The 14,602-nt window shown below is 57.9% G+C and carries 14 protein-coding genes and 3 tRNA genes; 4 read left to right on the top strand and 13 right to left on the bottom strand.

Annotated features, from left to right (window positions below):
- Positions 1 to 150: 150 nt before the first annotated feature.
- The 8 genes from JZ00_RS10440 to JZ00_RS10405 form a co-directional block, all read right to left on the bottom strand.
- Positions 151 to 423 carry an HU family DNA-binding protein gene (locus tag JZ00_RS10440; RefSeq protein WP_008077714.1) on the bottom strand — a complete coding sequence of 91 codons (273 nt, stop codon included), beginning with the start codon at positions 421 to 423 and terminating at the stop codon, positions 151 to 153.
- Positions 424 to 572: 149 nt separating this feature from the next.
- Positions 573 to 2,969, bottom strand: a complete 2,397-nt coding sequence (gene lon, locus JZ00_RS10435; RefSeq protein ID WP_039589135.1) for an endopeptidase La — start codon at positions 2,967 to 2,969, stop codon at positions 573 to 575.
- Between the two features lie 162 nt (positions 2,970 to 3,131).
- A complete protein-coding gene (gene clpX / locus JZ00_RS10430; RefSeq protein WP_039589134.1) occupies positions 3,132 to 4,415 on the bottom strand; it encodes an ATP-dependent Clp protease ATP-binding subunit ClpX in 1,284 nt (427 codons plus the stop codon).
- Between the two features lie 112 nt (positions 4,416 to 4,527).
- Entirely contained in the window at positions 4,528 to 5,163 is a 636-nt protein-coding gene (gene clpP, locus JZ00_RS10425) for an ATP-dependent Clp endopeptidase proteolytic subunit ClpP (protein ID WP_030140021.1), read from the bottom strand.
- A 92-nt stretch (positions 5,164 to 5,255) separates the two neighbouring features.
- Complete coding sequence (gene tig, locus JZ00_RS10420; RefSeq protein ID WP_039589133.1) at positions 5,256 to 6,566, bottom strand: trigger factor; 1,311 nt, start codon at positions 6,564 to 6,566, stop codon at positions 5,256 to 5,258.
- A 421-nt stretch (positions 6,567 to 6,987) separates the two neighbouring features.
- Positions 6,988 to 7,072, bottom strand: a tRNA-Leu gene (locus JZ00_RS10415).
- Positions 7,073 to 7,130: 58 nt separating this feature from the next.
- Positions 7,131 to 7,206: transfer RNA gene (locus JZ00_RS10410), tRNA-His, on the bottom strand.
- Between the two features lie 40 nt (positions 7,207 to 7,246).
- Positions 7,247 to 7,323, bottom strand: a tRNA-Arg gene (locus JZ00_RS10405).
- Positions 7,324 to 7,603: 280 nt separating this feature from the next.
- Here JZ00_RS10405 and folD point away from each other — a divergent pair.
- Entirely contained in the window at positions 7,604 to 8,458 is an 855-nt protein-coding gene (gene folD / locus JZ00_RS10400) for a bifunctional methylenetetrahydrofolate dehydrogenase/methenyltetrahydrofolate cyclohydrolase FolD (RefSeq protein ID WP_039589132.1), read from the top strand.
- Between the two features lie 327 nt (positions 8,459 to 8,785).
- The gene (gene pbpG, locus JZ00_RS10395) at positions 8,786 to 9,724 is read left to right on the top strand and encodes a D-alanyl-D-alanine endopeptidase (protein WP_039589131.1); all 939 of its coding nucleotides are present in this window, start codon (positions 8,786 to 8,788) and stop codon (positions 9,722 to 9,724) included.
- 53 nt (positions 9,725 to 9,777) lie between these two features.
- On the opposite strand, the gene JZ00_RS10390 is transcribed toward pbpG, so the two are convergent.
- Entirely contained in the window at positions 9,778 to 9,981 is a 204-nt protein-coding gene (locus JZ00_RS10390) for a DUF6021 family protein (RefSeq protein ID WP_039589130.1), read from the bottom strand.
- Between the two features lie 100 nt (positions 9,982 to 10,081).
- Positions 10,082 to 10,759: a peptidase C39 family protein gene (locus tag JZ00_RS10385; RefSeq protein WP_039589129.1), complete on the bottom strand. Its 678-nt coding sequence runs from the start codon at positions 10,757 to 10,759 to the stop codon at positions 10,082 to 10,084.
- A gap of 225 nt (positions 10,760 to 10,984) precedes the next feature.
- Between JZ00_RS10385 and JZ00_RS31215 the strand changes: the two genes are divergently transcribed.
- Positions 10,985 to 11,149, top strand: a complete 165-nt coding sequence (locus JZ00_RS31215; RefSeq protein ID WP_196304788.1) for a hypothetical protein — start codon at positions 10,985 to 10,987, stop codon at positions 11,147 to 11,149.
- 63 nt (positions 11,150 to 11,212) lie between these two features.
- Here JZ00_RS31215 and JZ00_RS10380 read toward each other — a convergent pair whose 3' ends face one another.
- Together JZ00_RS10380 and JZ00_RS10375 are read right to left on the bottom strand one after the other, a co-directional pair.
- Positions 11,213 to 11,962, bottom strand: coding sequence for a TerC family protein (locus JZ00_RS10380; RefSeq protein WP_039589128.1), 750 nt, complete (start codon positions 11,960 to 11,962; stop codon positions 11,213 to 11,215).
- 28 nt (positions 11,963 to 11,990) lie between these two features.
- Positions 11,991 to 12,254: a hypothetical protein gene (locus JZ00_RS10375; RefSeq protein ID WP_039589127.1), complete on the bottom strand. Its 264-nt coding sequence runs from the start codon at positions 12,252 to 12,254 to the stop codon at positions 11,991 to 11,993.
- Between the two features lie 135 nt (positions 12,255 to 12,389).
- On the opposite strand from JZ00_RS10375, the gene nhaR reads away from it, so the two are divergent.
- Entirely contained in the window at positions 12,390 to 13,286 is an 897-nt protein-coding gene (gene nhaR / locus JZ00_RS10370; RefSeq protein WP_039589414.1) for a transcriptional activator NhaR, read from the top strand.
- On the opposite strand, the gene JZ00_RS10365 is transcribed toward nhaR, so the two are convergent.
- Positions 13,283 to 14,443 carry an MFS transporter gene (locus JZ00_RS10365; protein WP_039589126.1) on the bottom strand — a complete coding sequence of 387 codons (1,161 nt, stop codon included), beginning with the start codon at positions 14,441 to 14,443 and terminating at the stop codon, positions 13,283 to 13,285. The genes nhaR and JZ00_RS10365 overlap by 4 nt on opposite strands.
- Positions 14,444 to 14,602 lie beyond the last annotated feature (159 nt).

Below are 14,602 nucleotides of genomic sequence, written 5' to 3'. Positions count from 1 at the left end.
CGCATCCGAGGATGCGCCTTCTCGTAACTGGCGGAGCGGACCGGGCTCGAACCCGCGAGCCTCGGCGTGACAGCCCGGATGTTACCGGACGCATTACCGCTCCGCTGCCAAGCCAGGCATGACCCCGACCCGGATAAACTCAGTGAAACCTTAGTTAACGGCTTCTTTCAGCGCTTTGCCAGCCTTGAAGCCTGGCTTTTTGGCAGCAGCGATTTGCAGCGTCTTGCCAGTCTGCGGGTTGCGGCCAACACGTGCTGGACGATCAGTCACGGAGAAGGTACCGAAACCAACCAGAACAACGGAGTCGCCGGCCTTGAGAGCGCCAGTGACGGATTCGATTACAGCGTCCAGCGCACGGCCAGCAGCAGCTTTCGGGATATCAGCGGATGCAGCGATAGCATCAATCAGTTCCGACTTGTTCACTCTAAGTCCCCTTATATCTATTTGAGATGATTCTAAGTTTTTTTGGTGAAAGCAAAAACGAGTGCTGAATGGCCTGCAGACACTTAAGAGCCGCTTTATAACAAGGGCTCTAAAAAACTGTCAAGGAAGGCCCCCCAGGCAAATGCGTATTAATGCGTGCTAATTCTTTCCTTAGAGTCAGACTCTCGCTTTTCTTCCTTCGCGACAATCTCCGGAGCCACATCCGGCAAGGGCTCCGGCGCGTATTGCAGCGCAATTTGCAGGACTTCGTCAATCCATTTAACGGGTTTGATCTGAAGATCCTGCTTAATGTTGTCAGGAATTTCCTTCAGATCACGGACGTTCTCTTCGGGAATGATCACAATCTTGATCCCACCGCGGTGAGCCGCCAGCAGTTTTTCCTTCAAGCCGCCAATTGCCAGGACCTGGCCGCGCAGGGTGATTTCACCTGTCATCGCCACATCGGCACGCACCGGAATACCGGTCAGTGCGGAAACCAGGGCGGTGCACATGCCCACGCCGGCACTCGGCCCATCCTTGGGTGTTGCCCCTTCAGGCATGTGGATGTGGGTGTCGCGCTTCTCATGGAAATCCAGGGGAATGCCCAGGCTGCGTGCACGGCTGCGGACAACCGTCAGCGCTGCCGTGATCGATTCCACCATGACATCGCCCAGGGAGCCGGTCTTGATCAACTGGCCCTTGCCCGGCACCACGGCGGCTTCGATCGTCAGCAACTCGCCACCGACCTGCGTCCACGCAAGGCCGGTCACCTGGCCGATCTGGTCCTGCTGTTCGGCAAGGCCGTAGCGGAATTTACGCACGCCCAGGAAATGCTCCAGCAGGTCTGAAGTGACCTTGACCGCAAAGCGTTTCTCCAGCGCATGCTCTTTCACCGCCTTGCGGCAAACCTTGGCGATCTGGCGCTCCAGCCCACGCACACCGGCTTCGCGGGTGTAGTAGCGAATGATGTCGCGGATCGCTTCCTCGTCGAATTCCAACTCGCCTTTCTTCAGGCCATTGGCCTGGATCTGCTTGGGCGAAAGGTATTTGACGGCAATGTTGATCTTCTCGTCTTCGGTGTAGCCCGGTAGACGAATCACCTCCATCCGGTCCAGCAACGCTGGCGGGATGTTCATGGAGTTGGAGGTGCAGAGGAACATCACATCCGACAGGTCGTAGTCGACTTCAAGGTAGTGGTCGTTGAAGTTGTGGTTCTGCTCGGGATCGAGGACTTCCAGCAACGCCGACGCGGGATCGCCGCGCATATCGCTGCCCATCTTGTCGATTTCATCCAGAAGGAACAGCGGATTGCGCACGCCGACCTTTGTCATTTTTTGAATCAATCTTCCCGGCATCGAACCGATGTAGGTACGACGATGACCACGGATTTCCGCTTCGTCGCGCACGCCGCCAAGGGCCATGCGCACGAATTTACGGTTGGTGGCATGGGCGATCGACTCCGCCAGGGAAGTTTTACCAACCCCGGGAGGACCTACCAGGCACAGCACCGGGCCACGAATCTTTTTCACGCGCTTTTGTACAGCGAGGTATTCAAGGATACGTTCCTTGACCTCTTCGAGACCGTAGTGGTCGGCATCAAGGATGTCCTCGGCACGCGCCAGGTCCAGGCGTACCTTGCTCTGGGCTTTCCACGGCACCTGGACCAGCCAGTCGATGTAGGAGCGCACCACGGTGGCTTCGGCCGACATCGGCGACATTTGCTTGAGCTTGTTCAGCTCTGCCTGGGCCTTGGCCAGGGCATCCTTCGGCAGGCCGGCGGCATCGATGCGCTTTTTCAGCTCTTCGATTTCGTTGTGACCTTCATCGCCATCGCCGAGCTCTTTCTGAATGGCCTTCATCTGCTCGTTCAGGTAGTACTCGCGCTGGCTGCGTTCCATCTGTTTCTTGACCCGGCCACGAATGCGCTTCTCAACCTGCAGCAGGTCGATTTCGCCATCGAGCAACGCCAATACGTGCTCGACACGGGCCGAGAGGTCGATGATTTCGAGGATTTCCTGTTTCTGCTCGATCTTGAGGGCCATGTGGGCCGCCATCGTGTCGACCAGGCGTCCGGGCTCATCGATGCTGTTAAGCGACGACAGCACCTCGGCAGGCACCTTCTTGCCCAACTGCACGTACTGTTCGAACTGCGACAGCAGGCTGCGCACAAACACCTCGGATTCACGCTCGGGCGCATCGACCTCGTCGATCAGCGAGACTTCGGCACGGCAGTGGCCGTCGACTTCGCTGAAACGCTCGACCGCCCCGCGCTGCTCGCCCTCGACCAGCACTTTCACCGTGCCATCGGGAAGCTTGAGCAGTTGCAAGACCGTTGCAATCGTACCTACGCGATAAAGTGCGTCTTCACCGGGATCATCGTCGGCAGGATTTCTCTGAGCGATCAGAAGAATCTGCTTATCACCCGTCATCGCGGCCTCCAGGGCTTCGATGGACTTCTCGCGCCCCACGAACAGCGGGATAACCATGTGCGGATATACCACGACATCGCGCAATGGCAGGAGAGGCAATTCGATGGTTGTCTTCATGATTTCGCCTCTACGGCGGCCGTAAGGCCGTAAACAGATGGAAGTAAGCTTGAAACCAAGATGGGGGCAGCCTTCAAAAAAAACAAGCGCTAAGACACCTCTAAAACGCGCTAATAGCAAAGGGGCCCGAAGGCCCCTTCTTTTATTTCAACTGCAGGACGCTCAAGCGTCCGGTGCAGCCTTGGCAGCCGGCTCACTGTTTTCGTAGATATACAGCGGCTTGGACTTGCCTTCAATGACGCTTTCGTCGATCACGACTTTACTCACCTCGGACTGCGAGGGGATTTCATACATCGTATCGAGCAGCACGCCTTCGAGAATCGAGCGCAACCCACGGGCACCGGTCTTACGCTCCAGGGCTCGCTTGGCAACCGCTTTCAACGCGTCGGAACGGAACTCGAGATCGACATCTTCCATTTCGAACAACTTGGCATACTGCTTGGTCAGGGCGTTTTTCGGCTCGGTCAGAATCTGCATCAACGCCGCTTCATCCAACTCATCCAATGTCGCCAGGACCGGCAGACGGCCAACGAACTCAGGGATCAGGCCGAACTTGACCAGATCGTCAGGTTCGACTTCACGCAGGGATTCACCGACCTTCTTGCCCTCTTCCTTGCTGCGGACTTCGGCGTTGAAACCGATGCCGCCACGGGTGGAGCGGTTCTGGATGACCTTTTCGAGGCCGGAGAACGCACCGCCGCAAATGAACAGGATGTTACGGGTATCGACCTGCAGGAACTCCTGCTGCGGATGCTTGCGACCACCCTGGGGCGGTACGGAAGCGACCGTGCCTTCGATCAACTTGAGCAAGGCCTGCTGCACGCCCTCACCGGAAACATCCCGGGTAATGGACGGGTTGTCGGACTTGCGGGAAATCTTGTCGATTTCATCGATGTAGACAATGCCCATCTGGGCCTTTTCCACGTCGTAGTCGCACTTCTGCAACAACTTCTGAATGATGTTCTCGACGTCCTCGCCCACATAACCCGCCTCGGTGAGGGTGGTTGCATCGGCGATGGTGAACGGAACGTTCAGCAAGCGGGCCAGGGTTTCGGCCAGCAGGGTCTTACCCGAACCTGTCGGGCCGATCAGCAGGATGTTGCTCTTGCCGAGTTCGACCTCGTCATTCTTTTTGTCACGCTGGTTCAGGCGCTTGTAGTGGTTGTACACCGCTACGGCCAGTACCTTTTTCGCGCGTTCCTGACCAATAACATACTGGTCGAGGATGCCGCTGATTTCTTTAGGCGAAGGCAACTTATGCGCGCTGCTTTCGGCCTGGGCTTCCTGCACCTCCTCGCGGATGATGTCATTGCACAGGTCGACGCACTCGTCGCAAATGAAGACCGAGGGGCCGGCAATCAATTTGCGTACTTCATGCTGGCTTTTGCCACAGAAGGAGCAATAGAGCAGTTTGCCGTTGTCCTCGCCGTTGCGGGTGTCAGTCATTCGATCGATCCAAATCCGATAGGCTTGCAACACAAGATGAAGGCAATTGCGGGCTTTTTCAAGCCCGCAGATGATCGGACCTGCCGACCAACCTCATTTTGAGCTGCTTATTTTAAGCAGGGCGCTGGCTGATCACTTCATCGATCAGGCCATACTCACGTGCAGCTTCAGCGCTCATGAAATTGTCGCGATTGGTATCGCGCTCGATTTCTTCAAGCGTGCGCCCGCTGTGCTTGGCCATCAAGGTATTGAGGCGCTCGCGGATGAAGAGAATTTCCTTGGCATGGATTTCGATGTCCGATGCCTGGCCCTGGAAACCACCCAGCGGCTGGTGAATCATCACGCGCGAATTCGGCAGGCAGTAACGCTTGCCCTGGGCACCGGCAGTCAGCAAAAACGCACCCATGCTGCAAGCCTGACCGATACAGGTCGTCGAAACGTTGGGCTTGATGAACTGCATGGTGTCGTAGATCGACATGCCTGCGGTTACCGAACCGCCAGGGGAGTTGATATAGAGATGGATATCCTTGTCCGGGTTTTCGGCTTCAAGGAACAACAGTTGCGCACAGATCAGGTTGGCCATGTAGTCCTCTACCGGCCCCACCAGGAAGATCACGCGTTCCTTGAGCAGACGCGAATAGATGTCATAGGCACGTTCGCCACGGGCGGACTGCTCGATAACCATAGGGACCAGACCGCCTGCGGCCTGGATGTCAGAGCTCTGCTGATAAAAAGAATTGCGGGACATGTCTCGCAGTCACTCCCAAATAGTTATGTCTTGAATACGCATAAGCCAGCGCGAAGGCTGGCTTATGGTGTGTATTTCTTACCGCAGAACCATCAATCGGCTTGTGGAGCTTCCACCGGCTTGACCGCTTCTTCGTAAGAGACCGCTTTGTCGGTCACGCTAGCTTTCTGCAGAACAGTATCCACAACTTGTTCTTCCAGCACAACCGAACGGACTTCGTTCAGCTGCTGGTCGTTCTTGTAGTACCAGGACACCACTTGCTCAGGCTCTTGATAAGCCGAAGCCATTTCCTGGATCAGCTCGCGAACGCGGGCTTCGTCAGGCTTGAGTTCGAACTGCTTGACCACTTCAGCGACGATCAGGCCCAGTACGACGCGGCGCTTGGCCTGCTCTTCGAACAGCTCGGCCGGCAGTTGGTCCGGCTTGATGTTGCCGCCGAACTGTTGAACGGCCTGGACGCGCAGACGGTTCACTTCGTTGTCCAGCAGGGCCTTCGGCACTTCGATCGGGTTTGAAGCCAGCAGACCGTCCATGACCTGGTTCTTGACCTTGGACTTGATGGCCTGGCGCAACTCACGCTCCATGTTCTTGCGAACTTCGGCGCGGAAACCTTCCAGGCCGGTTTCCTTGATGCCGAACTGGGCGAAGAATTCTTCGTTCAGCTCAGGCAGCTTCGGCTCCGAAACGCTGTTGACGGTCACGGTGAACTCGGCGGCCTTACCCGCCAGGTCCAGGTTCTGGTAGTCCTCAGGGAAGGTCACGTTCAGGACGCGCTCTTCACCGGCCTTGGCGCCAACCAGGCCATCTTCGAAACCAGGGATCATGCGACCGGAGCCCAGCACCAGCTGGGTGGCCTTGGCGGAACCGCCGGCGAACACTTCACCGTCGACCTTGCCGACGAAATCGATGTTCAACTGGTCTTCGTTCTGGGCAGCACGATCAGTCGTTTCGAAGCGAGTGTTCTGCTTGCGCAGGATGTCGAGCATCTTGTCCAGGTCGGCATCCGAAACGTCGGCGCTCAGGCGCTCGACAGCAATGGATTCGAAACCGGCAACAGTGAACTCAGGGAACACTTCGAACGTGGCAACGAACTCGAGGTCCTTGCCTTTTTCCAGCACTTTAGGCTCGACGGAAGGAGCGCCAGCCGGGTTCAGCTTCTGCTCGACCACTGCTTCGTAGAACGAAGACTGGATCACGTCGCCCACGGCTTCCTGGCGCGCGTCAGCTTCGTAACGCTGACGAATCACGCTCATTGGCACCTTGCCTGGGCGGAAACCTGGGATTTTGGCCTTTTGGGCAGTCTGCTGCAGACGCTTGTTGACCTGAGTCTCGATACGCTCAGCTGGCACGGTGATGCTCATGCGGCGCTCAAGAGCAGATGTATTTTCAACAGAAACTTGCATGGATATTCCTCGTTGCACAGACGTTGGCCGGGCGTTTCCGACCCCAGAATCAAGGGCATGCATTCTAGTAGGTCAAACTCAAGAAGTCACCCTACTGAAAACGCGCTGGAAACAGGCTCCGGATTTAGGACGGGACAAACGGTCATGCCCCGCCCGGATTGCAAATACAGCCGATTCAGTCCAAGGCTCTGCGCCAATGCTTCTATATATAGAAGCGATTTGTCCGGTCACACATTTTCCGGTCCCACAAGAGACCAACGGACGCATCACGCATCATCACGAAACAAATTCGCGACGAATCAACCACTGCACCTCATTCCGAAATGGCGCCGAACAGCAAAGCCAAAACCGCTGGAAACGAAAACGGCGCAGCCCTTTTCAGGTTCTGCGCCGTTCTCTGCTAATTAAATAGCGACTTGTATGGTGCGGACGGAGAGACTCGAACTCTCACACCTTGCGGCGCTGGAACCTAAATCCAGTGTGTCTACCAATTCCACCACATCCGCGTATCAAGCTTTTAAAGCAAAGGCACCAGACCGTTAAATCTGGCGCCTTTCTAGAATATGGGGTGGACGATGGGGATCGAACCCACGACAACGGGAGTCACAATCCCGTGCTCTACCAACTGAGCTACGCCCACCATATTGCCTTGTTGCCTTACTTGTGCCAAAGCTGCCTAATGGCGCACCCGGCAGGACTCGAACCTGCGACCATCCGCTTAGAAGGCGGATGCTCTATCCAGCTGAGCTACGGGCGCCTTTTTAATCTGTATTCTTGGACGATTACAAACTAAGTGCTTTCAGCTTCACCGAGTTTAAACAACCAACTCTGCTCCACCTTCTTAACCAGTGCTAGGCTGTGCCCGACAAGTGCGACGAATGTTATAGACGGCCCGATAGGTCGTCAACTCTTTTTTAAAAAAATTCATTTAATTAAAGGGGTTAGGGGAATTTACAGACCAAGCGCCTTTGCCCTCACGCCTCGGCATGCGAGAATGCGCTCTCTTTTTTTCCCCTCTCGATGGTTAACCACGCGCAATGACTGCACAACTTATCGACGGCAAATCGATCGCCGCCAGCCTGCGCCAGCAGATCGCCCAACGAGTCACCGAGCGCCGCCAGCAAGGCCTGCGTACGCCCGGCCTTGCGGTGATCCTGGTCGGCAGCGATCCTGCCTCTCAGGTTTATGTCTCGCACAAGCGTAAAGACTGTGAAGAGGTCGGCTTCCTTTCCCAGGCCTACGACCTGCCTTCCGAAACCACTCAGCAAGCGCTGGCCGATCTGATCGACCGCCTCAACGATGATCCAAACATCGATGGCGTCCTTCTCCAGCTGCCCCTCCCTGAACACCTGGATGCTTCGAAGCTGCTGGAGCGCATCCGCCCCGACAAAGACGTCGATGGTTTCCACCCTTATAACGTCGGCCGCCTCGCCCAGCGCATTCCACTGCTGCGCCCGTGCACACCCAAGGGCATCATGACCTTGCTGGAAAGCACCGGTGTGGACCTTTACGGGCTCGACGCCGTGGTAGTTGGCGCCTCCAATATCGTTGGGCGTCCAATGGCCATGGAACTTCTGTTGGCCGGCTGCACCGTCACCGTAACCCACCGTTTCACCAAGGATCTGGCTGGCCACGTCGGCCGGGCCGACCTGGTGGTGGTTGCCGCCGGCAAGCCTGGCCTGGTCAAGGGCGAATGGATCAAGGAAGGCGCCATCGTCATCGACGTGGGCATCAACCGCCAGGACGACGGCAAGCTGGTCGGCGACGTGGTGTATGAGACCGCCCTGCCCCGCGCCGGCTGGATCACTCCGGTGCCTGGCGGCGTTGGCCCGATGACTCGCGCCTGCCTGCTGGAGAACACGCTGTACGCGGCCGAGACGCTGCATAGCTGACAGCAGCCCCAACCCAACCTGTGGGAGCGAGCGTGCTCGCGATAGCGGACACCAGCCAACATATCCGTTGACTGACACGCCCCTATCGCGTGCGCGCTCGCTCCCACAGGTAGTTCAGGGGCCGGCGCTTTGATCAGACTCGCGCGCTCGAACTACATTTTTTTCAGATTCAATTCCCCAGAATCAGCCTTCCATTAAACTTTATTTATTCAAGTGTCCTGGTGGCACCGGCATATAGCGCCATCTTCACCCATACTCATAAAATGCGGCGGTTTTTCAACAAGCCACTGCTCAACGAGCACTCTTAACTCTATCGAGTCTACTCGCGTGAAAATCCGTCTTTCGATCATCAGCCTGTTTTTTGCTTTCACAGGTCCTTTCATCACGCAAAACGTCATCGCGCAGGAAACCATTGCGGCCCCAAGGGACACGTCGAAACTGCAAGTCGCTTCCGGCAGCGCCATCCTGTTGGACCTGCAGAGCGACAAAGTGGTGTATTCGAGCAATCCCGACGTCGTGGTGCCGATCGCGTCGGTGACCAAGTTGATGACTGGCCTGATCGTGTTGGATGCCAAGCAGAACCTGGATGAATACATCTCCATGACCATCGCCAACACGCCAGAAATGAAAGGCGTGTATTCCCGGGTCAAGCTCAACAGCGAACTGTCGCGCCGGGATACGCTGCTGATTGCACTGATGTCTTCGGAAAACCGCGCCGCTGCAAGCCTTGCCCACCATTACCCGGGTGGTTACGCGGCATTCATTGCAGCGATGAACGCCAAGGCCAAGGCCCTGGGCATGACCAGCACCCATTATGTCGAACCCACCGGCCTGTCCATCCACAACGTGTCGACCGCCCGGGACCTGACGAAACTGCTGATCGCCGCCCGCAAATACCCTTTGCTAAGTGAACTGAGCACCACCAAGGAAAAGACCGTAACGTTCCGCAAACCGGTGTATAGCCTGGGCTTTCGCAACACCGATCATCTGGTTCACAAGGCCAACTGGGATATTCAATTGACCAAGACCGGTTTCACCAACCAGGCGGGTCACTGCCTCGTATTGGTGACCAAGATGGGCAATCGTCCGATGGCACTGGTCATTCTCGACGCGTTTGGCAAATACACTCACTTCGCCGATGCAAGCCGCATCCGTAGCTGGGTCGAGACAGGCAAAAGCGCCAGCGTCCCGGCCGTGGCCTTGCAGTACAAGGCCGCGAAGAATCTCAAGAGTCGCCAGAGCGGTGTGGTGGAAGCGTCCAAATAGGACGGGACAGGCCAGCAAATGAAATAGCCCCGACTCGTCGGGGCTATTTGCATTCAGGGCTTCAAATCACCCAGCGGGTCATAAGGCCTGGAAGAAGGCGGATCCTGGTCCTTCTCGTCCCGGGGCGCCTTGGCCGGCCCTATCGGGTCGACTTGAGGGTCGTCGAGGTCCGGGGAGTCGGGATCGAATCCCAGATCATCGTCGCCGGATGAATGTTCGGAAGAATGCGGTCCCGAAGGTGTTTTCGACTGTGCCATAGCTGCCTCCTCGAATCATGGCCCGGAGACTCCGGGCCCTGACGGTAAGAACGCGAGGCATGCCGAGTCGTGCCCGGCAGGTGACGAACGGGGCCGGCACTCAGCGGGCGGCACCCAACGCCTTGGTGGCACGCGCTGCCGCCTGTTCCTGCCCTGCCCCGGCCAATTCATCGGCGGCTTTCAACCAGCGCTGCGAATCGACATTGGCCGGCAGTTGCCCAGGCTGCTGGATCAATACCGCCCAACCGCCAGCGCCTTTGAAAGCCGACTCGAATGTACTGAAACTCATCAAGGAACGGCGATTCATGCCCGAGCGCAGCAGCACCGTGCGCTTCTGTCGGTTATAACCGGCAAGGATCGCGTAGCGCGGCTCAGTCCAGAACGCCGAGCCCTCGGTATAGCGCAGCAACACCGGGTAACCGGCGGCCACCTGTTCGAGCAATGCACCTAGCTCTCCGTCGAGGGGATACACCACCAGCCCATATTCACGCGCCAGGGTTTGCAGATTCTGCTGCAAACGGGCCTCGCCGCCGGGCAGGTGCAATGGTTTTTCCAACAGCCCTGGGGTAATCACGGTGCCTTGCAGCGTCAACAAGGCCGCCAGGGATTGCGGCGCGCCCTGGAACATTTCGCCACGGAAGAACGGCACGCTGTTGAGCTCGACCCGTTCAGGCAGACGCTTGATCTGCGGCGATACGCTTCCCGCGCAACCCGCCAGGGCGGCGAGACACACCATTGCCACTACCAGTGATCGAAAAGATGAAATTACCGACGACATGATGACTCTCTTTATTCAGACAGCCCCGGCGTCAAGGCCGGGCTTGGGCCGACGATCATAAGTCGCGCGCCGGCCTGGGTATAGCCATAAGCGACAGTTTCGGCACCGCGATAGAACCAACCGATCCGTTGCTAACGCCAGGGATCGACTGCCGGTAACACTTGAGCGACTAGACTGTCCATTGTAGTGAGTGCATAGCCCGGTTCCGGGCAGAAGGAGGCACAGATGAGCCTGATGACGACTATTGTGATGCTGGTATTCGGCTGGCTGAGCGTAGCGGCGGCCATGTTGTGGGGCGTGCTGCGGATCGCCCGCCGTCACCATCCCGCCCCAAGGCCGGAAGCGCAGCACACCTCGAAATCTTCCAGGCGCCCCGCCACCGCGCACTAGGTTTCCAATGCCATGAAAAAGCCGCCCGGGCGTTCAACCCGGGCGGCTTTTGTCTGCCTTGGATCAGGCTTCGTCGACCAAGGCCTTCTGCTTGGCGCGACGGGACAGCATGTTCAGCACTTCGATAGCCGCCGAGAAGGCCATGGCCGCGTAGATATAGCCCTTCGGCACATGGGCACCAAAACCTTCGGCGATCAGCGTCATGCCGATCATGATCAGGAAGCCCAGGGCCAACATGACCACGGTGGGGTTGTCGTTGATGAATTTCGCCAGCGGCTCGGCGGCTAGCAGCATCACCAGTACCGAAACCACTACCGCAATAATCATGATCGGCAAGTGCTCGGTCATGCCCACCGCCGTGATGATGCTGTCGATGGAAAACACCAGGTCAAGCATGAGGATCTGACCGATCGCGGCGGCAAACCCCAGGGTGACGCCAGAAGTGGCCGACTTCGGATCATCGGGCGCCGGGTCCATGCTGTGATGGATCTCGGTGGTCGCCTTCCACAACAGGAACAGGCCACCGGCGATCAGGATCATGTCCTTCCAGGAAAACGCCTGGCCGAGAATTTCGATGACAGGCTCCGTCAATTGGACGATGAAGGCGATGGTGCTCAGCAGGCCCAGGCGCAGGATCAACGCCATGCCGATACCGATCCGCCGCGCCTTGGCACGGTGTTGCTCGGGCAACTTGTTGGTCAAGATCGAAATAAAGATCAGGTTATCGATGCCAAGTACGATTTCCATGACGACCAGGGTTGCCAAGGCAATCCAGGCGGTGGGGCTGGCGGCGAGCTGTAACAAGTAATCCATGGGTCAGTCCTGACTCGATATGACGGGGTTAAATGGTCTTGGTGGGGGATTGGGATTCTTCTGTGTCTTTCTCAGGCTCTTTCTTGGGACTGATCAGTCCACCCGTGGCCTCGCTGAAGGCTTGTTCGGCCGCCTTGTGCGTATCATCGATGGCTTGCTTGGCCGTTTCGACCGCTTGCTCCTTTAACTGCTCGGCCAGTTGCTGAGCACTTTTTTCCGCTTGTTCGCAGCCCACCAGGGCTGTCGTGGAAAACGCGAGCAAGGCTGCAAGCCCCACGTATTTGTACTTCATGCGCAATGCCTCTCAGGGAATAGACGGAGCCCGAAGATGGCTCACCGATGGCCCGAGATTCTAGAGGCGCACATACTTCAGGAAAATTCGTATTTTCAGCGGCTATACTTCGGTTTTTACGAAGCGGTGCACGCCATGCTCAATTATCGACAGCTGCATTATTTCTGGGTGGTGGCGAAAACCGGCAGCATCGTACGGGCCTGCGAGCAACTGAACCTGACCCCGCAAACCATCAGCGGACAGATTTCACTGTTCGAACAAACCTACAACATCAAGCTGTTCCGCCGAGTCGGACGCCAATTGGAACTGACCGAGGCCGGCCGCCAGACGTTGCCTTACGCCGAGCACATGTTCCAACTGGGCGGTGAGTTGGAGCTGATGCTGCGGGCACAGCCCAACGAGCAGCAAACGCTGTTCCGGGTTGGGGTGGCGGATGTCGTCCCCAAGTCCATCGTTTATCGACTGCTGGCGCCGACCATGGAATTGAGCGAGCCGCTGCGCATCACCTGTCGCGAAGACAAGCTCGAACGCCTGTTGGCGGACCTGGCTATCCAGCGCCTGGACCTGGTGATATCCGACAGCCCGATGCCAAGCCATTTGGACATCAAGGGCTACAGTCAGAAATTGGGGGAATGCGGGATCAGTTTTTTTGCCACCCCGGCGCTGGCCGACCGTCATGGACAGGATTTCCCCCACGGCCTGCATGACGCCCCGCTCCTGATCCCCGGACCGGAGACGGTCGTGCGCAGCCGACTGCAACGCTGGTTCGCCGAACAACAAATCCAGCCACGCATCGTCGGTGAATTCGATGACAGCGCGCTGATGCAGGCATTTGGCCAATCAGGCAGCGGGATCTTCATCGGTCCCAGCGTGATCGCCGAGGAGGTCAAGCAGCAATACGGCGTGCAGGTGATCGGCCAGACCGATGCCGTGAGCGAGTCGTTCTACGCTATTTCGGTCGAGCGCAAGGTCAGCCATCCGGGCATCGTCGCGATCGCCGAAGGGGCGCGGCGCGAACTGTTCAGCGTCTAGCGCTGCATGCAGGCGGCAGGTGGCTTGAAGGCCATCAGCAATAGCGCCAGCAGGATCGATACCAGAATGAACCCCGCCGCGGCGAAACCGACCTTGCCCAACCCGAGGGTGTCGATGACCCGCCCACCTACCATCGCGCCCAGGCCGATTCCCAGGTTCGCACCGGCGATATTCAGCGACGCGGCAAACGCCGGAGCTTGCGGCGCGGCCTTCATCAACCGGACATGGCTGACCAAAAACAGTGCAGCCTGGGTCACCCCCCAAATGCCCAGCGCGGCAGCCAGCCCCAGGGTCGAATGGATGCTCGGCACCAGCGCGACCATGCCGCCGATCATGAACAGGCAGAACACCATCGACGCGATCAACGGGTGCCGGTCCACCGCTCGACCGCCCAGGGAATTGCCCAGCAAGCCCACGGCGCCGAAGCCCATCAGGCACCAGCCTACAAGCGTGCCGTCGAAACCGGCCAGGCGCTCAAGGATATCGGCGAGGTAGGTGTAGGCGGTGAACATGCCGCTGAACACCAGGATCGACAACAGCACATGCCCTTGCATCAATGGGCTATGCAATATCTTGAATTGCGAGCGCAAGCTCACCTGGTGCTGGTGCAGGTCTGTCTTCGGCAGGTAGATAAACAACAGCAGTGCCTTGGCGAATGCGATGACCGCCAGGATTGCAAAAGCGCTTCGCCAGCCGAATGCATCGCTGATCAGCGTACCCACCGGAATACCGAACACAGTGGCGCAGACGATGCCGAAGCCGATCCGGGCGATCGCTCGCCCGGCGAATTGCGGCCCGACGATGTCCACCGCTGTTTCACTGGCCAACGCCCAGAACACCGGCAGGCCCAGTGCGGGAATCAGCCGGGCGACGGCCATGACCCAGATGTTGGGCGCCAATGCTGCCAGGGTGTTGGCCAGGCCGAACATTACCAGCACGCTGATAAACAATTTGCGACGTTCAACCCGGGCGAACCAGGCCGTCAGGAACGGCCCGAACGCAGCGACGGTAAACGCGAACAACGTCACCAGCAGCCCCGCCTGGGGGATGGTGACGTGCAGGTCGCGGGCGATGGAAGGCAGCAGGCCAACGATGATGAATTCCGTGGTCAACACCGTGAAACCAGCGGCGGACAACAGGAAAATGGGCAACAGCATGGGAGACTCCGAGAAAACGACGACACCAGCGATAGCCAAAGGCCCGCTGGAGAGTATGAAAAAGTGAATAGGACAAAGCCTACCAGAATGCCCCCGTCAGCAAAACGTGTTCAAACATGCAGGTGACGGATCGTCACAGGTCCGTCAGATTTTTCGTCG

The sequence above is a fragment of the Pseudomonas frederiksbergensis genome, assembly GCF_000802155.2.
Lineage (GTDB): Bacteria > Pseudomonadota > Gammaproteobacteria > Pseudomonadales > Pseudomonadaceae > Aquipseudomonas > Aquipseudomonas frederiksbergensis_A.
This window is presented reverse-complemented; position numbering and strand designations above follow the sequence as displayed.